This is a genomic window from Pseudomonas frederiksbergensis (assembly GCF_003732665.1).
Classification (GTDB): domain Bacteria; phylum Pseudomonadota; class Gammaproteobacteria; order Pseudomonadales; family Pseudomonadaceae; genus Aquipseudomonas; species Aquipseudomonas frederiksbergensis_G.
This window is the reverse complement of the sequence record NZ_MOBP01000022.1, coordinates 166093-192531: the sequence shown is the minus strand read 5'-3', so window position 1 is coordinate 192531 and position 26439 is coordinate 166093. Positions and strand designations below refer to the sequence as shown.

Annotated in this window: 21 protein-coding genes and 1 pseudogene; 11 read left to right on the top strand and 11 right to left on the bottom strand. The window is 61.3% G+C overall.

What is annotated here, in order from left to right; all coding sequences use genetic code 11:
• Positions 1 to 161: 161 nt before the first annotated feature.
• From BK665_RS29135 to BK665_RS29120, 4 genes and pseudogenes are all read right to left on the bottom strand, one after another.
• Positions 162 to 2400, bottom strand: a pseudogene (locus BK665_RS29135) (ATP-binding protein).
• Entirely contained in the window at positions 2397 to 2996 is a 600-nt protein-coding gene (locus BK665_RS29130) for a biliverdin-producing heme oxygenase (RefSeq protein ID WP_259699673.1), read from the bottom strand. Before BK665_RS29130 ends, BK665_RS29135 begins: the two are co-directional and overlap by 4 nt.
• 326 nt (positions 2997 to 3322) lie before the next feature.
• Positions 3323 to 4108, bottom strand: coding sequence for a sulfite exporter TauE/SafE family protein (locus BK665_RS29125; RefSeq protein WP_123410059.1), 786 nt, complete (start codon positions 4106 to 4108; stop codon positions 3323 to 3325).
• Between the two features lie 229 nt (positions 4109 to 4337).
• The gene (locus BK665_RS29120; RefSeq protein ID WP_123409970.1) at positions 4338 to 5075 is read right to left on the bottom strand and encodes a hypothetical protein; all 738 of its coding nucleotides are present in this window, start codon (positions 5073 to 5075) and stop codon (positions 4338 to 4340) included.
• A gap of 236 nt (positions 5076 to 5311) precedes the next feature.
• On the opposite strand from BK665_RS29120, the gene BK665_RS29115 reads away from it, so the two are divergent.
• From BK665_RS29115 to BK665_RS29095, 3 genes are all read left to right on the top strand, one after another.
• Positions 5312 to 6460: an aldose epimerase family protein gene (locus BK665_RS29115; RefSeq protein WP_123409969.1), complete on the top strand. Its 1149-nt coding sequence runs from the start codon at positions 5312 to 5314 to the stop codon at positions 6458 to 6460.
• A 621-nt stretch (positions 6461 to 7081) separates the two neighbouring features.
• Positions 7082 to 7903 carry an aldo/keto reductase gene (locus tag BK665_RS29100; protein WP_123409967.1) on the top strand — a complete coding sequence of 274 codons (822 nt, stop codon included), beginning with the start codon at positions 7082 to 7084 and terminating at the stop codon, positions 7901 to 7903.
• Between the two features lie 28 nt (positions 7904 to 7931).
• Entirely contained in the window at positions 7932 to 8402 is a 471-nt protein-coding gene (locus BK665_RS29095) for a DUF1810 domain-containing protein (protein WP_123409966.1), read from the top strand.
• On the opposite strand, the gene BK665_RS29090 is transcribed toward BK665_RS29095, so the two are convergent.
• Positions 8367 to 10727 carry a DNA polymerase II gene (locus BK665_RS29090; protein WP_185076674.1) on the bottom strand — a complete coding sequence of 787 codons (2361 nt, stop codon included), beginning with the start codon at positions 10725 to 10727 and terminating at the stop codon, positions 8367 to 8369. The two genes, BK665_RS29095 and BK665_RS29090, sit on opposite strands and share 36 nt — an antisense overlap.
• Before the next feature lie 174 nt (positions 10728 to 10901).
• Entirely contained in the window at positions 10902 to 11729 is an 828-nt protein-coding gene (locus BK665_RS29085) for an SDR family oxidoreductase (protein WP_123409964.1), read from the bottom strand.
• A 216-nt stretch (positions 11730 to 11945) separates the two neighbouring features.
• Here BK665_RS29085 and BK665_RS29080 point away from each other — a divergent pair, with 216 nt between their 5' ends.
• Together BK665_RS29080 and BK665_RS29075 are read left to right on the top strand one after the other, a co-directional pair.
• Positions 11946 to 12836, top strand: a complete 891-nt coding sequence (locus BK665_RS29080; RefSeq protein WP_123409963.1) for a LysR family transcriptional regulator — start codon at positions 11946 to 11948, stop codon at positions 12834 to 12836.
• Positions 12837 to 12947: 111 nt separating this feature from the next.
• Positions 12948 to 13388 (top strand): CBS domain-containing protein, encoded by a 441-nt coding sequence (locus tag BK665_RS29075; protein WP_123409962.1) that lies wholly within the window; start codon positions 12948 to 12950, stop codon positions 13386 to 13388.
• Positions 13389 to 13519: 131 nt separating this feature from the next.
• Here BK665_RS29075 and BK665_RS29065 read toward each other — a convergent pair whose 3' ends face one another.
• Positions 13520 to 14143 carry a glutathione S-transferase gene (locus BK665_RS29065; protein WP_123409961.1) on the bottom strand — a complete coding sequence of 208 codons (624 nt, stop codon included), beginning with the start codon at positions 14141 to 14143 and terminating at the stop codon, positions 13520 to 13522.
• 148 nt (positions 14144 to 14291) lie between these two features.
• Between BK665_RS29065 and BK665_RS29060 the strand changes: the two genes are divergently transcribed.
• Entirely contained in the window at positions 14292 to 15086 is a 795-nt protein-coding gene (locus BK665_RS29060; protein ID WP_123409960.1) for a DUF4349 domain-containing protein, read from the top strand.
• 275 nt (positions 15087 to 15361) lie between these two features.
• The gene (locus BK665_RS29055) at positions 15362 to 15799 is read left to right on the top strand and encodes a phage infection protein (protein WP_123409959.1); all 438 of its coding nucleotides are present in this window, start codon (positions 15362 to 15364) and stop codon (positions 15797 to 15799) included.
• Positions 15800 to 15879: 80 nt separating this feature from the next.
• On the opposite strand, the gene BK665_RS29050 is transcribed toward BK665_RS29055, so the two are convergent.
• Positions 15880 to 16971: a DUF1615 domain-containing protein gene (locus BK665_RS29050; RefSeq protein ID WP_123409958.1), complete on the bottom strand. Its 1092-nt coding sequence runs from the start codon at positions 16969 to 16971 to the stop codon at positions 15880 to 15882.
• Between the two features lie 342 nt (positions 16972 to 17313).
• Between BK665_RS29050 and BK665_RS29045 the strand changes: the two genes are divergently transcribed.
• Both BK665_RS29045 and BK665_RS29040 read left to right on the top strand, forming a co-directional pair.
• The gene (locus tag BK665_RS29045) at positions 17314 to 19527 is read left to right on the top strand and encodes a TonB-dependent receptor (protein ID WP_123409957.1); all 2214 of its coding nucleotides are present in this window, start codon (positions 17314 to 17316) and stop codon (positions 19525 to 19527) included.
• A gap of 164 nt (positions 19528 to 19691) precedes the next feature.
• Positions 19692 to 21221: an FAD-dependent oxidoreductase gene (locus tag BK665_RS29040; protein ID WP_123409956.1), complete on the top strand. Its 1530-nt coding sequence runs from the start codon at positions 19692 to 19694 to the stop codon at positions 21219 to 21221.
• 268 nt (positions 21222 to 21489) lie between these two features.
• Here the strand turns inward: BK665_RS29040 and hemB are convergent, their stop codons facing one another.
• From hemB to BK665_RS29015, 3 genes are all read right to left on the bottom strand, one after another.
• Positions 21490 to 22464: a porphobilinogen synthase gene (hemB, locus tag BK665_RS29030; protein ID WP_123409954.1), complete on the bottom strand. Its 975-nt coding sequence runs from the start codon at positions 22462 to 22464 to the stop codon at positions 21490 to 21492.
• Positions 22465 to 22729: 265 nt separating this feature from the next.
• Positions 22730 to 23572, bottom strand: coding sequence for a PhzF family protein (locus BK665_RS29020; protein ID WP_123409953.1), 843 nt, complete (start codon positions 23570 to 23572; stop codon positions 22730 to 22732).
• Between the two features lie 24 nt (positions 23573 to 23596).
• Positions 23597 to 24295, bottom strand: a complete 699-nt coding sequence (locus tag BK665_RS29015) for a glutathione binding-like protein (protein ID WP_123409952.1) — start codon at positions 24293 to 24295, stop codon at positions 23597 to 23599.
• Positions 24296 to 24601: 306 nt separating this feature from the next.
• Between BK665_RS29015 and BK665_RS29010 the strand changes: the two genes are divergently transcribed.
• Positions 24602 to 25276 carry a histidine phosphatase family protein gene (locus BK665_RS29010; RefSeq protein ID WP_123409951.1) on the top strand — a complete coding sequence of 225 codons (675 nt, stop codon included), beginning with the start codon at positions 24602 to 24604 and terminating at the stop codon, positions 25274 to 25276.
• 91 nt (positions 25277 to 25367) lie between these two features.
• Positions 25368 to 26423: a permease gene (locus tag BK665_RS29005; protein ID WP_123409950.1), complete on the top strand. Its 1056-nt coding sequence runs from the start codon at positions 25368 to 25370 to the stop codon at positions 26421 to 26423.
• Positions 26424 to 26439 lie beyond the last annotated feature (16 nt).

The following is a 26439-nucleotide window of genomic DNA, read 5'->3' as shown; positions in this document are numbered from 1 at the left end:
GAAGGATTGTGTGCACGCTTTCAAGTGATCAGATAACCCATGTGGGAGCGGGCTTGCTCGCGAATAAGGTGTGTCAGTCGCCACCTGTATTGACTGATGCACCGCATTCGCGAGCAAGCCCGCTCCCACAATAGATTGGTCGTTGCTACAGGGAACCGCGCCTAGGCAATGGCCGGCAGGGACAACGTAAACACACTGCCCACACCCGGCTCGCTTGTGGCCCACAGTTTGCCGCCATGGGCCTGGACGATGCTGCGGCAGATATACAAGCCCAGGCCGCTGCCATTGGGGTTGCCTTCGCGCACCGACCAGTAGCGTTCAAAAATATGTGGCAATTGCGCCGGGAGAATCCCGCCGCCGTTGTCGCGCACCGAGATCATGACGTTGTCGTCCACCTGCCAGGCGCGAACGTCGATGCGCCCGCCCGCCTGAGTGAACTTGATGGCATTGCCCAACAGGTTCGACAACACCTGGAACAGCCGCTGCGGGTCGGCGTCGATACTCAGGCCCGCGACGCTGCTGCAATTGAGCTCGATGTCCTTGTGCGAGGTCAGGGTCACCAGCAACGCGCACGCCTGCTCCAGCAACTCGACCACATCCAGTGGCTTGCAATCGAGCGGGTACTGGCCGGCGTCCAGTTTCGATTTATCCAGCAGATCGGCGATCAGCGCGTTCATCCGCGAGGTCGCCTCTTCCACGGTGCCCAGCGCCGCGCTCAGGCGCACGGTGTGCTTGCCTTCGTCCCGGGAAACCAGGCGCTGCATCATTCCGCATTGCATGATGATGATCGTCATGGGGTTGCGCAGGTCATGGGACACCACGGCCACCAGCTCATCGCGCACCCGCACCGCTTCGTGTTCGCGGCGCACCTGGCGCGCCAGGTCGTCCTCGATGGCGGCGCGGCGCAGTTGCAACGCGGCGAAGGCATCGGCGGCGCTCCATGGCCGCGACCGGCCTTCCACCTGTTGTTCCCAGACCTCAAAAGATTTGCGCGGTTGCAGGGGTTGATGGGCGTCGGTGCCGGCGACGAAATGCTCGTCGGGGTTGCCGCTCCATTGCATGCTGGAACGCAGTTGCGCGCCAAACCAGATCACGCCGTTGTCCACCGGTTTGGGCAGCACGAACGCCAGCAAACCGCTGGCGACATCGCTGTAGACGGCACTGCCGCCATGCAGGCTTTGCAGGTGCTCGGTCACCAGCAACTCGCCGCTGTCCAGGCACTGTTCGCGCACCCACAGGTACAGCGCCCGCACCTGCTCCTCGGTCGGGCATTGGCCGATCAACTGCAAGCGATCCTCGATCAGCACCGCCACGCCGCTGGCGCCGGTCAAGCCCAGCAATTGCTGCGGGTGATTGGCCAGACCGTCCAGCACATCGTGCGTGGCCAGGCGCATGGCAGCGCTCAGCTCGTTGATCAACAGCGACTTGCGCTCGCGCTCGGCTTGCAGGTCTCGGGTTTGCAACGCAGTGATCTGCACGCTGAGCAATTGGGCGATGGCCGCGCACATGGTGCGCACCGGGTGGCTGACCAGCAGCGGCTGAGGGTCGGCGCAGGTGATCAGGCCCCAGAGTCGGTCCTGCTCCAGCAGCGACAGGCTCATGGACGCGCGCACGCCCATGTTGTTCAGGTATTGGCAATGGATCGGCGACACGCTGCGCAACATCGAGTAGCCCAAGTCCAGGGGTTGCCCGGTGTCGGGACGCAGCACCGGGAGGATCGGCACCGGCACATAACGCGCATCGGGAATTACCCGGATCCAGTTCAAGCGGTATAGCTCCCGAGCCTGGGGCGGAATGTCCGATGCGGGAAAACACTGGCCCAGGTAACTCGGCAATTGACCGCCCAGTGCTTCGCCGATGACCTGGCCGTGACCGGCCGTGACCGGCCGCTTCAAAACGGTAAATCAACACCCGGTCGAAACCGGTCAGGTGGCGGATTTCCTCGACGCTGACGCTGTACAAATCCTGCAAGGTCGCCGCCGCCTGCATCCGCCGCAAGGCACGCAGCAGAATGGCGGTGTTGTCCTGGGTCGCTTCCAGCAAGGGTTCCAGCTCAAGAATGACCAAGGCGTCGTGGCGGCTGAGGGAGCCATTGAAGCGTTGACCGTTGATTTCCAGCAGCAACGGGTTGGCGTCTTCAAGGTCTGGCAAGGACAACGCCTGCCGGACCTGCTCCACCACTGTGACGCCGGTCAAGCTCGCCAAAGGCTGCTGCAACAAGGCCTCGACCGGATGATCGAACATCGCCGCGCAATTGCTGCTGACCTGACCGATGATCAACCCCGGCTCGCTCAACGTCAGCAGCACGCCATGGGGCTGGATCGAGCCGGGAATGCGGATCGGCTCGCTGGCACATTGCGCGAGGGCGGCCTCGAGTTGTTCAGCGCTCAGACGCGTCATTGCAATACCCCGCGCTGCTCGAGCCAATGCTCGAACGTCTTGAACGTCGCCTCGGCGGCCACCACCGATCGGGCTCGCTCCGCCGGGTCGCGCACCTCGTACAGGCAGGCGAGAAAACCACGCCACATCACCAGGGTCGAGGTGCCATACACCGCAAAAAATCGCCCGCCCCGGTGTTCATCGATTCTCAGACGCGAGTACAAGCCATTGCGCAGGGATTGCCCGCCCAACGTTGCGCCTTCAAGCACGTACAGCACGCCCAGCACATCGGCCGCGCATTTGATCGGCAGGGAAAACCGGCATTGGGGAATGGCCGCGATTGTGTCCGCATCCAGGCCCAATGCATACAGGTCGGCTTCAAGCGAAGGGGTTTTACTGCGAATCAGCCAGTCCAGGTCAGGAATGCTCATGGCGATCTGGAACAACAGGTTTTCCAGGGGCCGGTAGAAGCCGTAATAGGCTTCAAGCAATCGGGTGTAGAGGGCTTGGTCGGCAGTGAAAAACGGAATGCGTTTTTCCAGCACCTGATGCTGCTGGGTGGTGGCGATGCGCAGCTCACTGAGAATCAGCGGCAGACTCTTGGGCGGGACCGTCACGACGAGGTGTCGAGGCAATACCCGGCTGCGTGGATTTGTCGCTCAGCGACGTCGATAAACGCGTGCACAGGTCACCTCTTGCTTGTCGATCACGGGGGGATGCCGACAGGTCATCCGCGCTGGGATGAAAGGGTGGCGCGTCACCGTAGCACCTATGGGGGGCGATAAGGGGTTTGTTTGCATGATTGAACACCACCCCTCACCTGTGGGAGCGGGCTTGCTCGCGAAAGCGGTGGGTCAGTCAAAACTGATGTCGACTGACACGCCGCCTTCGCGAGCAAGCCCGCTCCCACAGGTAAGGGGTGGGTCAGAAAGAATCAAGAAGGTCAGAACGCCAATTTATAGCCGATCAACAACAGCATCGTCGCCAGGCATGGGCGCAGCAGTTCATCGGAGATGCGCCCGGTCAGGTGGCTGCCCAGCCAGATCCCCGGCAGCGAACCGATCAACAGGAAACCCAGCACATGCCAATCCATGTTGCCCATGCTCGCGTGGCCCAGGCCGGCGACCAGGGTCAGGGGCACGGCGTGGGCGATTTCGGTGCCGACGAGGCGGCGGGTCGGCAGCAGCGGATAGAGGATAAACAGCGCCACAGTGCCCAGGGCGCCGGCGCCGATGGAGGTCAGGGCGACCATGGTGCCGAGGATCAGGCCGGTGATGACGGTCATCACGTTCAGGCGCTTACCGCTGGGGTTGTAGTTGCCGCCGGCGCGTTTGTGGGCGAAGTCGAGCAGGCGTTTCTTGAAGAAAATCGCCAGGGCCGTGGCGAACAGCACGAAGCCCAGGGCCTGCTTGATGATGGCGTTCATGGTTTCGGGCGCGGTGTGCAGGCTGCTGAGGAACCACAGGGTCATGGCCACGGCGGGCACACTGCCCAGGGTCAGCCAACCGGTGATCGCCCAATCGATGTTCTGGTTTTTGCGGTGCACCAGCACACCGCTGGATTTGGTAATGGCCGCGTACAACAAATCGGTGCCCACCGCCGTGGCCGGGTTGACGCCAAACCACAACAGGATCGGCGTCATCAGTGAACCGCCGCCCACGCCGGTCATGCCGACGATAAAGCCCACCACCAAACCCGCGACGACTAGACCGAAATTTCCGAAATCCATTAATACGCCCACAAAACCCATGGAAAAACTGGCCCGCAGCATAGCGATTTTTCTTATAACCACTTATATCGATGCGGTCTATCGTTATGCCTGAAGCAAATCTGCTGGAACAACGAAATCCCTGTGGGAGCGGGCTTGCTCGCGAATGCGCTGGATCAGTCGCCACATGTATGGGCTGATACACCGCTTTCGCGAGCAAGCCCGCTCCCACAGAGGATTGCGGGGGGGATTATTGGACGGGGAGGAAATTCAGGAAGAGCAAGCTCTGCGCATAGTTGAGTCCAATCCTTCGGTAGCGCTCATCCAGCATCTGCGTCAGCAAATCCAGCCTCGCCACGATCTTGCCGAACTCCACGGCGAAACTCAGGTTGCTGCCCTCCTCCGAAATCTCATTGGAGAACAGCAACGGCTCGCCGTTTTTGTTCTGCCGCTGACTCAGTATCCACGTGGCTTTTTCGATGTTGCGTGCGGCGTTGCTGATGAAGACCGGGTTGATCGCGTCGGTCATGTAGAACTCCAACCGATTGCCATGGGCGGTGACCAGCATGCTGCCGATGGCATAGATGAAGGCGCCGACCCGATCTCCGAGAAATTCCGGGCTCATGGCATAGCTCAGCGCCGCCAGGTCTTTTTTGCCGCCCAGGGTCGGCAGCGGCTGTTGCAGCTCGATGGCCTCGCGCACTTGTTTCTCGGCGGCGCGGGCATCGAGGAAGCCGGATTTCTTCAGCTCCTGGGGGTTGCGCAGGTAGAGCTTGCTCATCAGCAGGTACAGGCTTTCGAGGTTGTCGTGCATCGACAACGTGGCCATGCGATCGACGCTGGTCTGGAGGAACTCCTGGGGTTTGCCTTCGCGAAACTGGCTGATCACGTCGCTGCCCTGTTGCTGGCTGCAACCGCTGGCGAACAGCAACGTCAGGCACGCCAGCAGGCGAATGGGGGTTTGAAAGCGGGTTGACACTCGAGCCATGGGTTCTTGGGCTGACACATTCCTGCGCGGCGGGAGTCGCCGCAGCCTGGCCATGGATAGAGCCGGATAATCGGAAAAAGTGCAGTGTTCACGGTGCCGGACCGATCACCGGCCATTGTCCGCCTCTTATTTAGTCAGACTTTATTCTGGAATAAATCGATCTATAGGCTATAAATCTTCATTCAGTCTATATTTAGTATGACTACTGATCAAAACAACAAAAAGGAAGATCAACCATGCTTCAATCCCGCTACCTGCTCTCCGGCCTCGGACTGTCCCTGATGATCGCCACCCTTCCCGCCCACGCCGCCGGCCTGTCCAGTGAACACAAGGCCTTCGGCAAAACCAATGACGGCACGCCTGTCGAGCAATACATCCTGCGCAACAGCCATGGCGTGCAAGCCACGGTCATTACCTACGGCGCGACGTTGCAGTCTTTGAAAGTGCCGGACAAGAACGGTCAGGTCGACGATATCGTGCTCGGCTTTGATGACGTCCAGGGTTATCAGGCTGGCACCGCGTACTTCGGCGCGACCATCGGCCGCTACGGCAACCGCCTGGCCGGCGGCGCGTTCAAACTGGATGGCAAAAGCTACCAGGTGCCGAAAAACGACGGCCCTAACTCCTTGCACGGCGGTACTCAGGGTTTCGACAAGCACGTGTGGAAGGCGCAGCCGAGCAAAGGCAAGGACTCGGTGGGCGTGACCCTGACCTACCTGTCGAAGGACGGTGAAATGGGTTTCCCCGGCAATATGAAAACCGAAGTGACCTACAGCCTCACCGAGAACAACGAACTGCGCATCGACTACAAGGCCAGCACCGACAAACCCACGGTGCTGAACCTGACTAACCACAGCTATTTCAACCTGGCCGGCGCCGGTAATGGCGACGTGCTGCAACAACTCGCCACCCTGCACGCCAGCCATTACACGCCGATCGACGGCACGCTGATCCCTACCGGTGAACTGGCCCCCGTGGCCGGCACGCCGATGGACTTCACCCAACCGACCGCCATCGGCAAAAACATCAAGGCCGATCACCCGCAGCTGAAATTCGCCGAGCCGAAACAGGGCGGATTCGACTTCAACTGGGCGCTGGATGCCAAGGGCGACGTGAGCAAACTCGCCGCCGATGTCAGCGATCCCCAATCCGGCCGGCGCTTGCAGCTCTACACCAGCGAGCCGGGGGTGCAGTTCTATACCAGCAACTTCCTCGACGGCACGGTCAAGGGCAAGGCTGGCAAGGTCTATGCGCATTGGAGCGCGTTCACCCTGGAAACCCAGCACTATCCGGACTCGCCGAACCAGCCAAACTTCCCGTCTACACGCCTGGATCCGGGCAAAACCTACACCCAGCACACCGTGTTCAAGTTCTCCGCCAAGTAACAACCTGACACAAGACCCTGTGGGAGCGGGCTTGCTCGCGAAGGCAGTGAATCAGTCGCCATGTGTATTGACTGAAGCACCGCTTTCGCGAGCAAGCCCGCTCCCACAAGGGATCGCATCGCATATAAATTCCTGATTCACCAAAAAACCACTGTGGGAGCGAGCCTGCTCGCGAAAGCGGTGGGTCAGTCGCCATTTGTATTGACTGATACACCGCTTTCGCGAGCAAGCCCGCTCCCACAAGGGATCGCGTCGTATATAAATTCCTGACTCACCAAAAAACCACTGTGGGAGCGAGCCTGCTCGCGAAGGCGTCGTGTCAGTCAACATCAATAGGGAATGATCCACCGCTTTCGCGAGCAGGCTCGCTCCCACAAGGGTTACGGTCATGCATAAGTGGCTGGTTCAACCCAAAACCACTGTGGGAGCGGGCTTGCTCGCGAAGGCGGTGGGTCAGTCGCCATTTGTATTGACTGACACGACGCCTTCGCGAGCAAGCCCGCTCCCACAAGGGATCGCGTCGTATACAAATTCCTGACTCACCACAAAACCCCACAGGGGAACCCACAGGCTATTCTGCTGCCCACTGTAGTATCGATCGCGTTGCAAAAAGGAGGTTTTATGCGAACCCTTGAACTCGCCGGCGTTCAGGTCCCGGTGATCGGCCAGGGCACTTGGCGCATGGGCGAGGACCGTTCGGCCCGCCGCAGTGAAGTCGCGGCGCTGCGCCAAGGTGTCGAGTTGGGCATGCGCCTGATCGACACCGCCGAGATGTACGCCGAGGGCGGTGCCGAAGAGGTGGTGGGTGAAGCCATCGCCGGCCTGCGTGATCAGGTGTTCCTGGTCAGCAAGGTCTACCCGCACAACGCCAGCCGCAAAGGCATCCCCCAGGCCTGCGAGCGCAGCCTGCGACGTTTGAACACCGATCACATCGATTTGTACCTGCTGCACTGGCGCGGCCAATACCCCCTGGAAGAAACCGTCGAAGCCTTCGAACGCCTGCGTGAAGAAGGCAAGATCGGTCGTTGGGGCGTGTCCAATTTCGACGTCGATGACTTGCACGAACTGTCCGCACCGGCCTGCGCCACCAATCAGGTGCTGTATAACCTGGAGGAGCGCGGCATCGAATTCGACCTGCTGCCCTGGTGCCAGCAACAGCAAATGCCGGTCATGGCCTACTGTCCCATCGGCCAGGGTGGGCATATGCTGGTCAACTCAACGCTCAAGCAGGTGGCCGCCCGTCATGGGGTGACCCCGGCCCAGGCAGCACTGGCATGGATACTGCGTCAGGACAGTGTCATCGCCATTCCCAAAGCGGTCCGACCGGAGCACGTGATGCTCAATGCGCAAGCCGCGCAGTTGAAGCTGGAAGCGACGGATCTGGAGGCGCTGGACCAAGCGTTTCGCGCGCCACAACGAAAGCAGCGGTTGGCCATGGTCTGAGCCATCGCGACCTGTAGAGGGCTTCGGAATGAGAAGCACCGATCAGCTCGACTCGTTCAATCTGCCACGCTTCCTCCAGGCACAGGATCCGGTGTTCGACCGGGTCCAGGAGGAACTGCGCGCCGGGCAGAAACGCCGGCACTGGATGTGGTTCGTCTTTCCGCAAATCGCCGGGCTCGGCGGTAGCGAAATGTCGCGCCACTTCGCCATCAGTTGTGCCGAAGAAGCGGCGGCCTACTTGAACCACCCCTTGCTGGGACCCCGTCTGCGCACGTGCACCCAGTTAGTGCTGAACCTCAAAAAACGCTCGATTGCCGACATTTTCGGCCACCCCGATGACCTCAAATTTCACTCCTCCATGACCCTGTTCGCCCAGGTTGCCCCCGACGGCAGCCTGTTCCACCAGGCGCTGGAGCATTATTTCCACGGCATACAGGATGACTGGACGCTGTCGCTGCTGGACTTAAAACAAGCCAAGCTGCCCACCAATCAGGGTTGAAAAGTCGTCATCGACAAAGGGCAGGATCGCGTCGGCCACCGGTTGCAGTTGCCGGGTCACGTAGTGGTCGTAATCGATCGGTGCACTGCGGATTTCCAGCGGCTCCGGTCCGGCGACGGTGATTACGTAGCTGATCCAGCCGCCGTTCTGATATTGCCGGGGCCGTCCCTGTTCATCGTTGTAGGCATCGGCCATCCGCGCCGCTCGCACATGGGGCGGCACATTGCGTTCATAGTCGTCGAGGGTGCGGCGCAGGCGCTTGCGGTAGACCAGGCGTTCATCGAACTCACCGGCCAGGGTCTTGCGCACGTAGTCGCGCACATAGTCCTGATACGGTTGGCGATGGAAGATCCGCGAATACAGCTCCTGCTGGAATTGCCGGGCCAGCAGCGACCAGTCGGTGCGCACGGTTTCCAGGCCCTTGTAGATCATTTCGTCCGTGCCGTCGGCACGGGTGACCAGCCCGGCATAGCGCTTCTTACTGCCCTCCTCGGCCCCGCGAATGGTCGGCATCAGGAAGCGTTTGTAGTGGGTTTCAAACTGCAATTCCAACGCACTTTCCAATCCGTATTCGGCCTTCACATGCTCGCGCCACCACTGGTTGACGTGATCCACCAGGGCGCGGCCGATCTGCGCCGCTTCTTGCTGACCGTGGGCGCGACGCAGCCAGACGAAGGTCGAGTCGGTATCGCCGTAAATCACCGCGTGGCCCTGGGCTTCGATCAACTGGCGGGTGCGCAGCATGATCTCGTGGCCGCGCAGGGTGATGGACGAGGCCAAACGCGTATCGAAGAAGCGACAACCGCTGGAACCGAGCACGCCGTAGAAGGCGTTCATGATGATCTTCAAGGCCTGGGACAGTGGCGCATTGTGTTCGCGCTTGGCGGTTTCCCGACCTTCGGCGACCCGAGCGACGATGGCGGGCAGGCAATGCCGCGTTCTTGAAAATCGAGCGCCACGAAAGCCCGGCACCGATTCACTGTCGTCCGGGTGCTTGAGGCCTTCGATCAGCCCCACCGGGTCGATGAGGAAGGTGCGGATGATCGACGGGTACAGGCTCTTGTAGTCGAGCACCAGCACTGACTCGTAGAGCCCCGGTTGCGAGTCCATCACAAAGCCGCCGGGGCTGGCCTGGGGTGGCTTGCCGCCGAGGTTCGGCGCGACGAAGCCCTGGCGGTGCATCAGCGGCATATACAAATGGGTGAACGCCGCCACCGAGCCGCCGCTGCGATCCGCCGGCAACCCGGTGACGCTGGCCCGTTCCAGCAGGAAGGTCAGCAACTCGGTCTTGGCGAAAATCCGCGTGACCAGTTCACAGTCCTTGAGGTTGTAGGTGGCGAGCGCCGGTTTGTCCTCGGCGAACATGCGGTTGATTTCGTCCATGCGCTGGTACGGCGTGCTGATCGCCTTGCCTTCGCCGAGCAGGGTTTGCGCGACGTTTTCCAGGCTGAATGAAGGGAAACTCCAGGTCGCCGAACGCAGGGATTCGATGCCGTCGATGATCAAGCGCCCTGCCGCAGCCGCGAAGTAATGATTGCGGCTTCCGTGTTCGCGCCACTGCATCTCTTCGCCGCCACGCCCCAATTTCAGCGGCACCGCCAGGCGCCGGGCGTGTTCGTGCAGCACCCGCAAGTCGAACTGCACGACGTTCCAGCCGATGATCGCGTCGGGGTCGTGTTGGGCGAACCAGTCGTTGAGTTTCTTCAGCAGCAGGGTGCGGGAATCGCAGTATTCAAGCTGAAAATCCACGGCGCTGGCATCACCGTTGGGCGGGCCGAGCATGTACACCTGACGCTCGCCGCATCCTTCCAGGGCGATGGAATAGAGATCGCCCTGGGCGGTGGTTTCGATATCGAGGGACACCAGGCGTAGCGTTGGCCGATAGCCCGGCGCGGGTTTCATTTGCGCGTCGAGCAGCAAGCCGTCGGCGTTGGGAGTGCCACCGAACTGCACGGGCGCGGTGATGAAGCGTTCCATCATGTAGCGTTCCGGTGGGCGCACGTCGCCCTCGAACATCTCGACCCCGGCCCTGCGCAGCGCGGTTTCCAGGCGCATCAACTGACCGTGCTGCTGGCAATACAGGCCGAGCACCGGGCGATGCTCGAAATCCAGCAGCGCCAGGGGCCGCAGCTCGACGTTCTTTTCGCCACGCAGCACGCTTTCGGCCTGCTCGCGCTGTTCGGCCGGGATAAAGGCTACCGACGGTTGATAAGGCAGGCGGATGCGCCGGGGACCGGCATCGGTCGCCAGCCAGAACTCGACTTCCGTGCCGGCCGGGGTATCGCGCCAATGCCGGGTCAGGACGAAGCCCTGCTGTAAATCCACCACTGCAACCTCGAAACTGATTCAGGGGCGCAATTCTACGCGCTCTGCGCAAGGTGCAGGCGATCCCTTGTGGGAGCGGGCTTGCTCGCGAAAGCGGTGTGTCAGGCCATACATGGGGTGACTGACACACCGCATTCGCGAGCAAGCCCGCTCCCACAGGGATTTTGCGCGGTGTTACAGGGTTGCGAACTTGCCGCGCATCAGCGCCATGTATTCCACCTCCGACGTTTCCCGCCGCGCTTTAACCAGCGGTTCGATGTCCTGGGTCGCCACATAGCGCAAGCGGTCAGTCCCGTCACTCGCCGCATCAACGATCACCTGCGCCACGTCTTCGGAGGTGGCCAGGCGTTCCCCGCGCAACCCTTCGAATGCCTTCAACGCTGCGCCGACAAATGCGTCGTAATCCCCCGGCGTACTCAGTTGTGCGGCCTCGGCCGCCGAGCGCGAACCGAACCCGGTGCTGACCACCCCACCCGGCTCGACGATTTTCACTCTGATGTTCTGCGAAGCCAGTTCATAGGACAGCGACTCCGAAAAACCTTCCAGGGCAAATTTGCTGGCGTTGTAGGCCGAAATCATCGGCAAGCCAAACACCCCGGCGCCGGAGCTGACATTGACGATGACCCCGGCCCGGCACTGGCGAAAATGCGGCAGGATCGCCCGGGTCACGTCCATCACGCCGAAGACATTGACGTCGAACTGCTCACGGATTTTCTCCCGGGACGTGCCTTCGAACACGCCGAACAGGCCGAAACCGGCGTTGTTGACCAACACATCGATTTGGCCGAAGCGCTCGATACCGGCGGCAATGGCGCTGTCGATGCTGCTCAGGTCCTCAACGTCGAGGCGAGTAACCAGTACGTTTTCCAAGGTGACCAGGGCGGCGCCGGCGGAAGGGTTGCGCATGCTGGCGATGACGTTCCAGCCCTGGGCTGCAAACAATTGCGCGGTGGATTGGCCGAAGCCGGTGGAGGCGCCGGTGATCAAAACAGTCTGGGTCATTGCGATATTCCCGAATAGACAGAGGTCCCCCTGTGGGAGCGGGCTTGCTCGCGAAAGCGGTGTGTCAGCCACCACATGTATTTGCTGACACACCGCCTTCGCGAGCAAGCCCGCTCCCACAGGGGAATTTGTGGTGTGGCGGAGGTCAAGGTAGGCCCCCACCATCCTTCAAACAATCGGGCTAATATGGGATGAACTGATGCAGGAAACAGCACAATGCAAAAGATGGGTTTGCTGGAACTCAATGCGGTAGTCGCCGTTTCGACCCACCGCAGTTTCCGTCGTGCCGCGGATGAACTGGGCATGTCGCCTTCGGCCATGAGTCACGCCATCGCCGCGCTGGAGCAGCGCATGGGCGTTCGGTTGTTCAATCGCACCACCCGCAGTGTGTCGCTGTCGGAGGCCGGCGAGCAGTTTCTGGCCAGGGTGCGGCCGGCGTTGCACGAGATCTCGGCGGCAATGGAAGCGGTGAACCAGTTTCGTGACACCCCGAGCGGCACCCTGCGCATCAACGCCTCCGAAGCCGCGGTGCAGATGATCATGACGCCGGTGGTGGTTGAGTTCCTCAAGCGCTACCCGGACATGCGCTTGGACATCGTCACCGACACCGGGTTGGTGGACATTGTCGCCGACGGTTTCGACGCCGGCATTCGCCTGGCCGACAGCGTGCCCCTGGACATGATTGCCGTGCCTTGCAGCCCATCGTTGCAGTTTGCGGTGGTCGGTTCACCCGACTACTTCGCCCGCCATGCCAAACCCCGTTCACCGACAGACCTGGCCGGGCACAGCTGCATTCGCACGCGATTTGCCAGCGGCACGCTGTACCGTTGGGAATTCGAAAAACGTGGCCAGCAGCAGATCATCGACGTCAACGGCCCGCTGACCCTCGACAGCCATCAACTGATCGTTGACGCGGCGCTTCAGGGCGTCGGACTGGCCTGTACCAGTGAACACTCGATTGCCGGGCATCTGGCCGCCGGTCGGCTGATTCGGGTACTGCAAGACTGGCTGCCGCCCTACCCCGGCCTGTACCTGTACTACCCGGCCAACCGCCACGTACCCGCCGGTTTGCGCGCGTTTATCGACTTGGTTCGCGAGGTTGACTGAAGAAAAACCACCGAATGACGTTTTTTGCGTGTTATCTGACGCTTTCCTCCTTGCCCTGAACGCTTGCGTCTACGATTCTTCAAGAACAACGACAACACCAGAGAAGCCGCCATGAAAACCGTCGCCCAACTGCTCAAGTTAAAGGACCTCAAAAACCAGGAAGTCCATACCATTGCCCCGCATCAAATGGTGCTGGAAGCGCTGATGATCATGGCCGCGAAAAACGTCGGTGCGCTTCCGGTAGTGGCCCATGGCGAGGTGGTGGGCATCATCAGCGAGCGTGATTACGCACGCAAACTGGTGCTCAAGGGACGCTCCTCGGTCGGCACACCGGTCAGCGACATCATGGTGAAGGAAGTCATTACCGTGGATACCCATCAGTCCGTCGAAACCTGCATGGGCATCATGTCCAACAAACGCCTGCGGCATTTACCGGTGGTGGAAAACGGCAAGCTGCTGGGGCTGCTGTCGATTGGTGACCTGGTCAAGGAAGCGATTGCCGAACAGGCGGAACTGATAAAGCAACTGGAGCAGTACATTCGCGGGGAATGACTCCAGAACACCGCAAATCCTCTTGTGGGAGCGGGCTTGCTCGCGAATGCAGTGTGTCAGTCACTACATGTGTTGGCTGACACACCGCTTTCGCGAGCAAGCCCGCTCCCACATTTGATCGTTGGTGTTGCTCAGGTCGGCCAATGCCTGGCGAAGACCGGCGCCAATGTCGGATGCCGATCAATCCGCGTCAGCCAGGCATAAAACCCGGGCCGGGCATTGCGTAAATGCTCGCGGCTGCCGGCCCAGCGCGACACCACTGCCGCCAGTACATCCAGCGCCCCCGGCGTCTCTTCGCCCAGGTACAGCTCGCCGGAAAACTCATCGGCAAACACCTCCCAACTCCAGTGCAAGCGTTTGCGGGCGCCGGCCATGAGGTTTTCCCTGGACGCCTCATCCGCCTTGATCAACCAGCGCTCGGGGTAGTCGATGATGCCGATGGCCGAATAGCAATTGCTGACGATGTACACCAGGCCGCGAATGGCCTGATCACGTTCTATCGGGTCGTCGGGCAACAGGCCCGACGAGGGAAAGGTCAGCCCCAAGTGAATCAGGATCGCCGCGCTTTCGGTGAGGACGCTGCCATCGGGCAGTTCCAGGGCCGGAATCTGCTTGAGCGGGTTGAGTTTTTCCAGCGCGTGAGCGGCCTCGACAGACGCCGCCACATCGATGAAACGATAAGGAATCGCGCAGAGTTCGAGGGCCGCCTCGATTGCCGCCGCGCCGGAATTCGGGTGTCCATAAAGCTGATACATGTCGCGCCCTCCCGGCGAACAAACAGTCTGTCGGTAGACGGCGAGCCTGGGGAGCATGTTCCCTGCCATTTGGCCGAATGATGCAGGTAAGATGCGCGCTCCCGGGACGCACTGCCGACGTCCCGCCTGCCACTGTCAAGGAACGAACATGCGCCAACCGGATGGCAAACCTGCCTCAATGCCTCGCGTCTATTGGTGTGTAGTGGCCTGTCTGGCCCTGGTCGGCTGCTCGCCGAGCGAACGGTCGTCATCGGCCAGTCTAGCCGGTGAACAGGGACGCGGCGGCGCGATGCTCGCCTACGAGCATGATGTGCAACTGATGCTGCCCGAAGCGCAAATCATGCCGCGCTTGCAAGCCACCCGCGAGGCCTGCGAAACCGCGCGTTTCGGCGCCTGTAATGTGTTGCGCATCGAGCAAGGCGCCGGCCGCGCCGAGATCACCTTGCGCATTGCCCCCGCCGGGGTCGAGCCGTTGGTCGCCATGGCCGCCGAGGGTGGCGAAATGGGCCAGCGGATCACCAGCGCCGAGGACCTGGCCGATGCGGTGGACGACACCCGCCGCCGTCAGGAACGCCTCCAGGCCCAGCAGCAACGCCTGGATCAACTGGCCAGCCGCAAGGACATCAGCGTCACCGACCTGATCGCCCTGAGCAAGGAACAGGCCGGCATCGAAAACGACCTGCAAGCCCTGGCCCAGGTCGCCGCCGGACACCAGCGCCGGCTCGACACCAACCGCGTCACCCTGTCGTTCCAGCCGACCGGCGCCAGCAGTCGCTCGTCGCACCTGAGCCGGGCGTTCAGCAACTTGCTGGACAACCTGGCCGATGGTGCCGTCGATGCATTGGAAAAAGGCAGTTATGCGTTGCCGTTCCTGATCCTGGCCTTCCCGCTGTTGATGCTGTGGGTCTGGTTGTGGCGCAAGTTTGTTCGTCGCCGGGTGTGATCGTCCCGAATGCATCCCTGTGGTGAGGGAGCTTGCTCGCGCTCGGCTGTGCAGTCTGCCTGATGGGTCGCGATTGCTGGTTTGGGGCCGCTTCGCTGCCCAGCGGGAGCAAGCTCCCTCGCCACAGGGATCGCATTATCAACCTGCGAAGGGGCCTTCGCGCCAACCATCATTGCCGTCGATGGTCACCATCACGTCAATGAAGTTCTCATAAAAAATCCCCGGCGTAACATCCGCTCCATACCCAACCAATAAGCACCCCGGAGCACACCACCATGAAACGCCAACTCTTCCTCAGCATCGCTTTCTCGGTTTTCGCAGTTAACGCTTTCGCCGCTTCGTCTCACACCATGGTCGCTGAAGGCGGCTCGGATCGCCTGATCGAAAGCCGTGTGGCTGAGGGTGGTTCGGATCGCTTGATCGAGAATCGCGTTGCTGAAGGTGGTTCGGATCGTCTGATCGAAAAACGCGTTGCCGAAGGTGGTTCGGATCGTCTGATCGAGAATCGTGTTGCTGAAGGTGGCTCGGATCGTCTGATCGAAAAACGCGTCGCTGAAGGTGGCTCGGATCGTCTGATCCAGAATCGTGTTGCTGAAGGTGGCTCGGATCGTCTGATCGAAAAACGCGTTGCCGAAGGTGGCTCGGATCGTCTGATTCAGAATCGCGTTGCTGAAGGTGGTTCCGACCGTCTGATCCAAAACCGCACCGCTTGAATGAATTGCTTCACCGCGGTACTCGACGAAAAACCCGGCCTTATCCGCCGGGTTTTTTTATGCCTGTGATCTTTTGATCGTCAACGCCCCTTCGCCATGCAGCGCTGATACCTTTCGTCCACCCGCTTGGCGAACCACGCCGTGGTGAGTTTGCGGGTTATTTTCGGGCTTTCCAGCACAATCCCCGGCAACACCGCCCGGGGCAGCGTCCGGCCTTCGGCCTTGTCGGCCAGGGCGAAGACTTCCTGGTAAAGCCGCGTTTCCTCGAATTCCAGGCTTTTGCCTTTTTCCAATTGATCGCGAATCGTCGGATTACGCATGCCCAATCGCTTGCTGAGGGTGCGCGCCGCCAGTTCCGTGGTGCCGGGCATGATCGAGTCGTAGCGGATCAGGTCACCGTCCAGCGCCAACGGGATGCCGGACGCCCGGCTCAGCGCATTCTGAAACGCCGCATTACGGCTGGCGTACCACCCGGCATTGAAATCGGCAAAGCGGTACAGCGGTTGGGTGTAGCTCACCGGATAGCCGAGCAAATGCGCAATGCCGAAATACATACCGCCGCGACGGCTGAACACCTCATGGCGGATCGACCCTTCAACCGGATAGGGATAATTGCGCGTCTGCTGCTCGGCGAATTCGATGCTGACCTGCATCGGCCCGGCGGTGTGCACCGGGTTGAAACCACCGAACAGGGTCTTGCCCATGGGCACCATGCCGATGAAGTCATCGAAAATCGCGCTCAGTTCTTTTTCGCTGCGGGCGGCATTGAGCCGGTCGCTGTAGCTCTTGCCGTTGGGCGAACGCACCTGCAACGCGCCGCTGACCAACAGGCCGGGGATATGCGCCTTGGCGGCGCGGCGGTCGATCTCGTCCCGGGCAATCCTGCCCAGACCCGGCACGGTTGGATCTACCTGAAAGGTTGATTCCTGTTCGGTGACGGCCAGCACCGCACACAGGTTTTGTGTGGTCGGCGAAATCTCCTGGGCGGCAAACGCTGCATAGATATCCGTCGCCCAACCCTCGCGGTCGACAGTTTTCGCCGGCAACAGACGCACGATCTGCGCCTTGACCTCGGCGGGCTTGCGGGCCGGCGCTTCCTGGGCCTGCCGGATACCGCAACCGGCCAGGACCAGCAAGGCAGCGAGACTCATGATCAATCGGTGGGCGTGCATGGTGCTCCAAAAATCCGTTTAGCCGGGTTAACCATACGATCAATGGCCGGGTGCAGGCTATGACTGTGCTGATGGGCGGCTGTTCCACCAATCCTTTATCCCGACACACATCCCCTGTGGGAGCGGGCTTGCTCGCGAAAGCGGTGTGTCAGTCACCACATGTATTGGCTGATACGCCGCTTTCGCGAGCAAGCCCGCTCCCACAGGGGAGATTGCGTGACAAACTTATTGCAGAACGTTACTGAGAAAAACTATCATTCGCGCCTGGAGTCGTATTTGCGCAAGGAGTTCCCCGCGCCGTTATCTCTTTTTCTCATCGGCGGCGCGCCGCCAGGATCGAACATGCCCACTCCAGCCCGACTCGGCGTTCCCTATCGCCCGACACTTCTCGCCCTGTTTTGCGCCCTGTCCGTCTCTGCCCACGCCGCCACCACCAATAATGACGACAAAGCGCTGGTGCTGGACGAAGTGAACGTCAACGCCCAGGCCCCGACCTCGACGGCTGCCCTGCCCCCGGTGTTTGCCGGCGGTCAGGTGGCTCGCGGCGGCCAATTGGGCGTGCTGGGCAATCAGGACATGATGGACGTGCCATTCACCATGGCCGCCTACACCGAACAACTGATCCAGGACCAGCAAGCCGAAGACGTCGCCGACGTATTGCTCAACGATTCCTCGGTGCGCCAGGCGTCCGGTTTTTCCAACCAGGCGCAGATCTTCATGATCCGCGGCTTGCCGCTGACCGGCGACGATATTTCCTATAACGGCCTGTACGGCGTGTTGCCGCGGCAGATCATTTCCACCGACGCCCTGGAGCGCGTGGAAGTGTTCAAAGGCCCGAACGCCTTCATTAACGGCGTGACCCCGACCGGTTCCGGCATCGGCGGCGGCGTCAACCTGCAACCCAAGCGCGCCGGTGACGTGCCAACACGCCGCTTCACCACCGACATCAACGATGAAGGCCGCGTCGGTCAGCACCTCGATCTCGGTCAGCGCTTTGGTGAAGACAACCGATTCGGTGCACGGGTCAACCTGGCCCAGCGTGAAGGCGACACCGGCATCGACCACGAAAACCAGCGTTCGAAACTGTTCTCCATCGGCCTCGATTATCGCGGTGACGCCCTGCGTATTTCCGGTGATTTCGCCTACCAGAAAGAGCGGGTCAATGGTGGCCGCAACAGCGTGAACCTCGGCACGGCCACGCACATTCCGGAAGCGCCCTCGGCGGACACCAACTACGCGCCGAAGTGGGGTTTCACCGACATCGAAGACACCTTCGGCATGCTGCGCGCCGAGTACGACCTGAATGACAACTGGACGGCCTACGCCGCGGGCGGCGCCAAGCACACCCGTGAGGTCGGGCGCTACAACTCGACCACGCTGGTGGGCAACGACGGTGCATCTACCACAACCGGCTCGTTCATCCCCCACGACGAAGACAACACCAGCGTCATGGCCGGCCTCAACGGCCGATTCGCCACCGGACCGGTCACGCATAAACTCAATTTCGGCCTGGCCGGGATCTGGACCGAACAGCGCAGCGCCTACGATTTCGACCTGACCCGCTACTCGAACAACATCTACCATCCGGTGCAAACCCCATCACCGGTCGGCAACTTCTCCGGCGGCGACCTGAACGACCCGGGCATCGTCGGCAAAACCTTCAACCGCAGCGCGGCGGTGTCCGATACCCTTGGTTTCTTCGATGACCGACTGCTGCTGACCGTCGGCCTGCGTCGCCAGCAATTGGTGGTGCAAGGCTACGGCTACGCGCCTTACGGTTCCGGCAGCCGCACCTCCGCCTATGACGAATCGATCACCACACCGGTTTACGGCATCGTCTTCAAGCCGTGGGAGCATGTGTCGTTCTACGCCAACCGCATTGAAGGCTTGGCGAAAGGCCCGATCTCGCCACTCACCTCCGGCAACCGCGTCGTCACCAACGGCAACGAAGCGTTCGCCCCGGCCCGTTCCAAGCAAATCGAAGCCGGTGTGAAAGTCGACATGGGCACCTACGGCGCCAGCCTGGGCGTGTACCGCATCGAACAACCGAGCGATGGCTACTCGGTGATCACCAGCGCGACCACCGCGGAGTTCGTGCGCCAGGGTGAGCAGATCAACAAAGGCGTCGAACTCAACGTCTTCGGCGAGCCGATCGAAGGCCTGCGCCTGATCAGCGGCCTGACCCTGATGGACACCGAACTGAAGAATACCCAGAACGGCGCCAACGACGGCAACCGTGCCATCGGCGTACCGACCTTCCAGTTCAACGCCGGAGTGGATTGGGACGTACCGGGCCTGCAAGGCGTAGCGCTGAACGCGCGGATGCTGCGTACCGGCGGCCAATACGCCGACGCGGCGAACAACCTCAGCCTGCCGACCTGGAACCGCTTCGACGCCGGCGCCCGCTATGGTTTCAAAGTCGACCAGAAAGACATCACCCTGCGCCTGAACATCGAGAACCTGGCGAACGAGAAGTACTGGGAATCGGCCCAGGCCGGCTACCTGACCCAAGGTGAGCCGCGGGTGGCGAAGCTGTCGGGCACCATCGACTTCTAAGCCCCACAGCTCAACGAAAAGGCCCCGCTGCTTCACGGCTGCGGGGCCTTTTTATTGCGCAGAGACAAGGCAAACACCAAACCCTGTGGGATTAGTGTTCACAAGGCTGGATCGCCGAGCCTGAACCATACTTGCCCCACACACCCTCTCGGAGAATGCCCCCCATGAACCGTAGCGACGTGTTGATCATCGGCGCCGGCCCCACCGGCCTGGTGCTGGCGCTGTGGCTGAGCAAGCTTGGCATTCAAGTGCGCATCATCGACAAGACAACCGCCCCCGGCACCACTTCAAGGGCCTTGGCCGTGCAGGCGCGGACCCTGGAGTTGTACCGTCAACTCGACCTCGCCGACGCCATCGTGCAGAACGGTCATCGGGTAGCGGCGGCAAATTTCTGGGTCAAGGGCGAAGCCGTGGCTCGCCTGCCGTTGACCCGGATCGGCGAAGGCCTGACGCCTTATTCGTTCCTGGAAATCTTTCCCCAGGACGAGCATGAAGCGCTGCTGATCGAACGCCTCGCCCGCTTCGGCATCCGTGTGGAGCGCAATACCGAGCTGGAAAGTTTCATGGAAACCGGCGACGGCATCACCGCACAGTTGCGCCTGCCGGATGGCCAGGAGGAAACCTGCCAGGCCTGTTATATCGCCGGTTGCGACGGTGCCCGCTCGATCGTTCGCAAAACCTTGGACAGTGGTTTTCCCGGCGGCACTTACCAGCAGATTTTCTACGTGGCCGATGTGCAGGCCAGCGGTCCGGCGTTCAACGGCGAACTGCATGTGGACCTTGATGAAGCAGACTTCCTCGCGGTGTTTCCGCTGGCCAGCGAGGGGCATGCGCGGCTGATCGGCACCGTGCGCGATGAGCGGGCCGAACATGCTGAAACCCTGAAGTTCGAAGACGTCAGCAGCCGGGCCATCGAGCATTTGAAGGTCAACGTCGAACAGGTGAACTGGTTTTCGACTTACCGCGTGCATCACCGGGTGGCGGAGTTCTTTCGCAGCGGCCGTGCGTTCTTGCTCGGCGACGCGGCCCATGTCCACAGCCCGGCGGGCGGCCAGGGCATGAACACCGGGATTGGCGACGCGATCAATCTGGCATGGAAACTGGCCTCGGTGCTGAGCGGCGGCGCCAGCGCCAAACTGCTGGACAGCTATGAAGCCGAACGCATCGCCTTTGCCCGGCGCCTGGTGTCCACCACCGACCGGGTGTTCAGCTTCGTCACCGCCGAGGGCAAAGTCGCCGACCTGCTGCGCACGCGGCTGGCACCGTTTTTGATCCCGAAGTTGACGTCGTTCGGGGCGAGCCGGGAGTTTCTGTTTCGCACCATTTCCCAGATCACCGTCAACTATCGCGGCATGCCGCTGAGCGAAGGCGTCACCGGCCACGTCCACGGCGGCGACCGCTTGCCCTGGGCCCACGATGGCGAAGGCGACAATTACGAACCCCTGAAAATCCCGACGTGGCAGGTGCATGTGTACGGCGACACCAGCGACGAAATGATCGCCTGGTGCATCGAACATCATCTACCGCTGCACGTGTTCGACTGGCGTCCAGCGTTTGAAACGGCGGGGTTGGCGCGAAACGGATTTTATCTGCTGCGCCCGGATACCTATGTCGCGATTGCCGATAACAGTGCCGATCCGAAGGTGATCGAGCGGTACTTTCGGGACCATGGGATACGGGCGTTTTTCGCCTGACCCCTCAAGCACCGCAGACCAAAACTGTGGGAGCGGGCTTGCTCGCGAAGGCGGTGGATCAGTCGCCATATGTATTGGCTGACATACCGCTTTCGCGAGCAGGCTCACTCCCACAGGGGGGCTGTGTCTGGCAAAGCAATTGTGACCACCACCCAACAAATGTGGGAGCGGGCTTGCTCGCGAAGGCGGCGGATCAGTCGCCATATGTATTGGCTGACATACCGCTTTCGCGAGCAGACTCACTCCCACAGGGGATTTGTGGTGGTAATTAGATCCCGGCCAGGGCCAGGTCCATTGCGAAGTAGGTGAAGATCAAATCCGCGCCGGCCCGCTTGATCGCCCCGAGGCTTTCACGCACGACGCGATCTTCGTCGATGGCCCCGGCCTGGGCGGCGAATTTGATCATCGCGTACTCGCCGCTGACCTGATACGCCGACAGTGGCAGGCGCGAGACCTCGCGGATGTCGCGAATGATGTCCAGGTAGGCGCCGGCCGGTTTGACCATCAGCGCATCGGCGCCTTCCTGTTCGTCCAGCAGCGATTCGCGCACGGCTTCGCGGCGGTTCATCGGGTTCATCTGGTAGCTTTTGCGGTCGCCTTTCAACGCGCTGCCACCCGCTTCACGGAACGGGCCATACAGAGCCGAGGCGAATTTGGTCGAATAAGCCATGATCGCGGTCTGGGTGAAACCGGCTTCATCCAGCGCCCGGCGAATCGCCTGGACCTGGCCGTCCATGGCCGCCGACGGGGCGATCACATCAGCGCCGGCACGGGCCGCGGCCACGGCTTGTTTGCCGAGGTTGATCAGGGTCTGGTCGTTGTCGACTTCGTGGTTATGCACCACACCGCAGTGACCGTGGTCGGTGTATTCGCAGAAACAAGTGTCGGACATCACGATCATCTCCGGCACCGCGTCCTTGGCGATCCGCGACATCCGCGACACCAGGCCGTTGTCATTCCAGGTGTCGCTGCCGTTGCTGTCCAGGTGATGGGACACGCCAAAGGTCATCACCGACTTGATCCCGGCACGGGCATAACGCTCGATCTCGCCGGCCAGTTTAGACTCGGGAATACGCATCACACCGGGCATGCTTTTGATCGGCACGAAATCGTCGATTTCTTCCTCGACGAAAATCGGCAGCACCAGGTCGTTCAGGCTGAACTCGGTTTCCTGGAACAGACTGCGCAGGCTCGCATTGCGGCGCAAACGGCGTGGACGTGCTTCGGGGAACTGACTGGGCATGGGTTTTCCTGAGACAAAAGTCGTAGGGGGCGAAGCTTATGCCCTGTTCCGCGTCGGACACAAACATCAGGAAAGGAACAAACCTTTACCAACCTGACAACAATCCACCTTTGTGGGAGCCCGGATCAAATCAACGACGCCGAACCACTGTGGGAGCGGGCTTGCTCGCGAAAGCGGTGGGTCAGCCAATGCAAATGGTGACTGACCCACCCCATTCGCGAGCAAGCCCGCTCCCACAGGGTCTTGGGGTTATCCCGAAGATCCGCTACAGCGTCAGCGTCCCGTCAATGCACGTCACCACCGCGCCACCGATCCAGACTTCATCCCCCACCCGATCCACCTGAATCCGCCCGGCGCGGCCCATGCTCAGGCCCTGGCTGACCACGTAGGATTCCGGGGCCAAGCCTTCGCTGAGCAGCCACTGGGCGATCCCGGCGTTGAGGCTGCCGGTGGCCGGGTCTTCCGGCATGCCGTCGCCGGAGATGAAGGCGCGGACTTCGAATTGCGCCCCATCGCCATCGCGCTCGGGGTGCCACGGCGCGATCACGCCCACCGCCAACCCGAGCATTTGCGCATGGTCCGGCTGCAAGTCGAGCACCTGCCGCCGATCCTCGACCATCACCGCCAGCCATCCGGCGCCGTTATCGACCCATTGCGTGCGGACGATTGCGTCCGCTGGCAGGCCGAGCCCGAGACGAACCCGCTCCACCACATCCGCCTCCACCGGTCCGGTCCTGAGCAGGGGCGGCGCGAGAAACGCCAACTCCGTCCCTTGCCGCCGCACCCGCACCAGCCCGACGCCGCACTCCTGAATGATCTCCTCGCCCTTGGGCACGCCACCGGCCTCAAGCCAGGCGTGGCACGTGCCCAAGGTCGGATGGCCGGCGAACGGCAGTTCCGACAAGGTGGTGAAAATCCGAACCCGGTAATCCGCCCGTGGGTCTTGGGGCTCCAGCACAAACGTGGTTTCGCTGAGGTTGGTCCAGGTCGCGAACGCCGCCATGCGCTCGTCGCTGAGTTCGTCAGCGCCGAACACCACCGCCAGCGGGTTGCCTTTGAGCGGCGTTCGGCTGAAGACATCAACTTGTTTAAAGGGGAATGAACGCATGGCCTGCCTTGGTCTTGAACCGCGTTACTTGGGAATTTCCAGCCCGCGCATCACCGCCGGCCGCGCCAGGAAGCGCTCCAGCACCCGGGTAACATTGGAGAATTGCTTGATGCCGACCAGATCACCGGCCTCATAGAAGCCGATCAGGTTGCGTATCCACGGGAACGTCGCGATGTCGGCGATGGTGTAGCGCTCGCCCATGATCCAGTCGCGGCCTTTCAGGCGTTCATCGAGCACCTTCAGCAGCCGTTTGCTTTCTTCGACGTAACGATCGCGGGGCCGTTTATCTTCGTAGTCCTTACCGCCGAATTTGTTGAAGAAACCGACCTGGCCGAACATCGGCCCGATACCACCCATCTGAAACATCAACCACTGGATGGTCTCATAACGCGCCGCCGATTCCTGGGCCAGCAACTGGCCGCTCTTGTCGGCGAGGTAGATCAGAATCGCCCCGGACTCGAACAATGGCAGCGGCTGCCCTCCCGGACCGTGGGGGTCGATGATCGCCGGGATCTTGTTATTGGGGTTCAACGACAGGAACTCGGGCGACAACTGATCGTTGGTCTCGAAGCTCACCTTGTGCGGCTCGTACGGCAGGCCGGTCTCTTCAAGCATGATCGAGACCTTGACGCCATTAGGGGTCGGCAAGGAATAGAGCTGAATCCACTCGGGGTATCGGGCCGGCCATTTGGCGGAAATCGGAAACGCAGAGAGATCGGTCATGGGAGCATCCACGCAGTCATTGGAGCGACGATCATAAGGGAGGATCGGAGCGTCTGGCATACCCAATCGTGCCGACGTCCATAAATCCGAAACATCCTGTCGATAACCTTCGGCCATCCCGTCAAAGGTTGCGGCTAAAGTGCCGCGAACCCGCCGGTATCGAACCAAATGGGCTTCAGGGGACTCTGAGCACTGCCCTTCACGGAAAACGGACCGGCTCAACGACATGGAACACACCCGCTGCAGGAAGCGCGTGGTGTAAAGGTTTGTCAGCCTTAATCGAATGCGCTGAAGATCCTTTATTAAATGAAGAACCTTGTGAAATTCGCTCAACGCTTCAAGCATCGCGCCTATATCTTCTTGCCTACCTTGCTGGCGGCCAGTGCACTGTTCCTATCCCTGGAATCCAGCGAAAGCCGCGCCCAACCGGCGGACGGCACCCAGACGCTGGTGTTCCTGCGTCACGCGGAAAAACCCGACGGCGGTCTGGGCCAGCTCAATTGCCAGGGTCTGAACCGGGCGATCAACCTGTCGACCCTGCTGCCAGAGAAATTCGGCAAGGCCAACTACGTGTTTGCCGCCAACCCGACGCGTAATGTCGAGGAAGGCGAACTGGACAATTCCTACAGCTACATTCGTCCCCTGATGACCATCAGCCCCAGCGCGATCAAGCTCGGCTTGCCGGTGAACATCGAATATTCGGCCAATGACACCAGCGATCTGGCGGACGAACTGCTCCACGACAAGTACCACAACTCGATCATCTACACCGCCTGGTCCCACGGCTACCTGCCAGAGCTGATCAACAAGGTCGCCGGCGAAGCGGTGGGCAAGAAACAGAACATCACCGATGACTGGGAATCCAGCGACTACGACTCGCTGTACGTGCTGACCCTGACCTGGCACAACGGCAAGGCCACGCTGGTCAGCCACAGCTACAAGCAAGGGCTGGATAACGGCTCGCAGAACTGTCCTACATAACGGGTCTCCAGGTCCCACGCATTGTCGGGGCCACGTGTACGAAGGGGCTGGGCTATCATGACTTCATCTCCCACTTGCCCGGAACTTCGCCATGTCGCTCTCATCCACAGCTGTCCCCGTCCGGGGCTGGTCGTTCTGGTGGAAACCCGCCCTGTTCGTCCTGGTGGCCTGCGTCGGCCTCTACTACGTCAAATGGTCGCCTTACTACCTCAAGGCCTTCGTCGCCGCTGACAATCACAGCATCGGCGCCTCGATCATCAACGATCAACAAACCGACCCGCTGGTCGCCGCCCTGGCGTATGCCAAGGTGTACTTCCTGGCGATCTGGAAAGCCGCAGTCCTGGCGGTGATCCTCGGCTCCCTCCTGCAAGTATTGATTCCCCGGGACTGGCTGCTGCGCCTGTTCGGCCGTGCCGGTTTTGCCTCGACCCTGCGTGGCGGGCTGTTCGCCCTGCCCGGCATGATGTGCTCGTGCTGCGCCGCCCCGGTGGCCGCCGGCATGCGTCGGCAAAACGTCTCGGTGGGTGCAGCGCTGGCGTTCTGGATCGGCAACCCGGTGCTCAACCCCGCAACGCTGGTGTTCATGGGCTTCGTGCTTGGCTGGGGCTTTACCGTGTTGCGGCTGGTGGCGGGTGTCGTATTGGTGTTCGGCGTGTCGTGGGTGGCCCAGCGTATCGCCGGCCCGGAGACCTTGCCGGAAGCCGCCGTCGAAGCCGTGGTCGAAGCTCGCGAGGTCAATTCACAACCGTTCCTGACCCGCTGGGGCCGGACGATCTGGCAATTGTTCTGGAGCACCATTCCGATCTACGTGCTGGCGGTGCTGGTGCTGGGCGCGGTGCGGGTATGGGTGTTCCCGCACATCGATGGCGCCATGGCCAATAGCCTGTTGTGGCTGGTGCCGCTGGCGATCATCGGCACGCTGTTCGTGATCCCCACCGCCGCCGAAATTCCCATTGTGCAGACCATGATGACCCTCGGCATGGGCACCGCCCCGGCGGTCGCGCTGCTGATGACCCTGCCGAGCATCAGCCTGCCGTCGCTGTTGATGTTGCGCAAGGATTTCGACACTCGGGTGCTGGTGAGCGTGGCGCTGATGACCATGGGGATTGGCGTGGTGTGTGGGTTGATCGGGGCTGCGGTGCTCTGAGATTTGTAGTGACTGT

Excerpts from the sequence above, each read along its gene's own strand:
- BK665_RS29125 (WP_123410059.1), bottom strand. The coding sequence starts at position 4,108 with ATGGATTTCGGAAATTTCGGTCTAGTCGTCGCGGGTTTGGTGGTGGGC.
- BK665_RS29120 (WP_123409970.1), bottom strand. The coding sequence starts at position 5,075 with ATGGCTCGAGTGTCAACCCGCTTTCAAACCCCCATTCGCCTGCTGGCG.
- BK665_RS29115 (WP_123409969.1), top strand. The coding sequence starts at position 5,312 with ATGCTTCAATCCCGCTACCTGCTCTCCGGCCTCGGACTGTCCCTGATG.
- BK665_RS29100 (WP_123409967.1), top strand. The coding sequence starts at position 7,082 with ATGCGAACCCTTGAACTCGCCGGCGTTCAGGTCCCGGTGATCGGCCAG.
- BK665_RS29095 (WP_123409966.1), top strand. The coding sequence starts at position 7,932 with ATGAGAAGCACCGATCAGCTCGACTCGTTCAATCTGCCACGCTTCCTC.
- BK665_RS29085 (WP_123409964.1), bottom strand. The coding sequence starts at position 11,729 with ATGACCCAGACTGTTTTGATCACCGGCGCCTCCACCGGCTTCGGCCAA.
- BK665_RS29080 (WP_123409963.1), top strand. The coding sequence starts at position 11,946 with ATGCAAAAGATGGGTTTGCTGGAACTCAATGCGGTAGTCGCCGTTTCG.
- BK665_RS29075 (WP_123409962.1), top strand. The coding sequence starts at position 12,948 with ATGAAAACCGTCGCCCAACTGCTCAAGTTAAAGGACCTCAAAAACCAG.
- BK665_RS29065 (WP_123409961.1), bottom strand. The coding sequence starts at position 14,143 with ATGTATCAGCTTTATGGACACCCGAATTCCGGCGCGGCGGCAATCGAG.
- BK665_RS29060 (WP_123409960.1), top strand. The coding sequence starts at position 14,292 with ATGCGCCAACCGGATGGCAAACCTGCCTCAATGCCTCGCGTCTATTGG.
- BK665_RS29055 (WP_123409959.1), top strand. The coding sequence starts at position 15,362 with ATGAAACGCCAACTCTTCCTCAGCATCGCTTTCTCGGTTTTCGCAGTT.
- BK665_RS29050 (WP_123409958.1), bottom strand. The coding sequence starts at position 16,971 with ATGCACGCCCACCGATTGATCATGAGTCTCGCTGCCTTGCTGGTCCTG.
- BK665_RS29045 (WP_123409957.1), top strand. The coding sequence starts at position 17,314 with ATGCCCACTCCAGCCCGACTCGGCGTTCCCTATCGCCCGACACTTCTC.
- BK665_RS29040 (WP_123409956.1), top strand. The coding sequence starts at position 19,692 with ATGAACCGTAGCGACGTGTTGATCATCGGCGCCGGCCCCACCGGCCTG.
- hemB (WP_123409954.1), bottom strand. The coding sequence starts at position 22,464 with ATGCCCAGTCAGTTCCCCGAAGCACGTCCACGCCGTTTGCGCCGCAAT.
- BK665_RS29020 (WP_123409953.1), bottom strand. The coding sequence starts at position 23,572 with ATGCGTTCATTCCCCTTTAAACAAGTTGATGTCTTCAGCCGAACGCCG.
- BK665_RS29015 (WP_123409952.1), bottom strand. The coding sequence starts at position 24,295 with ATGACCGATCTCTCTGCGTTTCCGATTTCCGCCAAATGGCCGGCCCGA.
- BK665_RS29010 (WP_123409951.1), top strand. The coding sequence starts at position 24,602 with ATGAAGAACCTTGTGAAATTCGCTCAACGCTTCAAGCATCGCGCCTAT.
- BK665_RS29005 (WP_123409950.1), top strand. The coding sequence starts at position 25,368 with ATGTCGCTCTCATCCACAGCTGTCCCCGTCCGGGGCTGGTCGTTCTGG.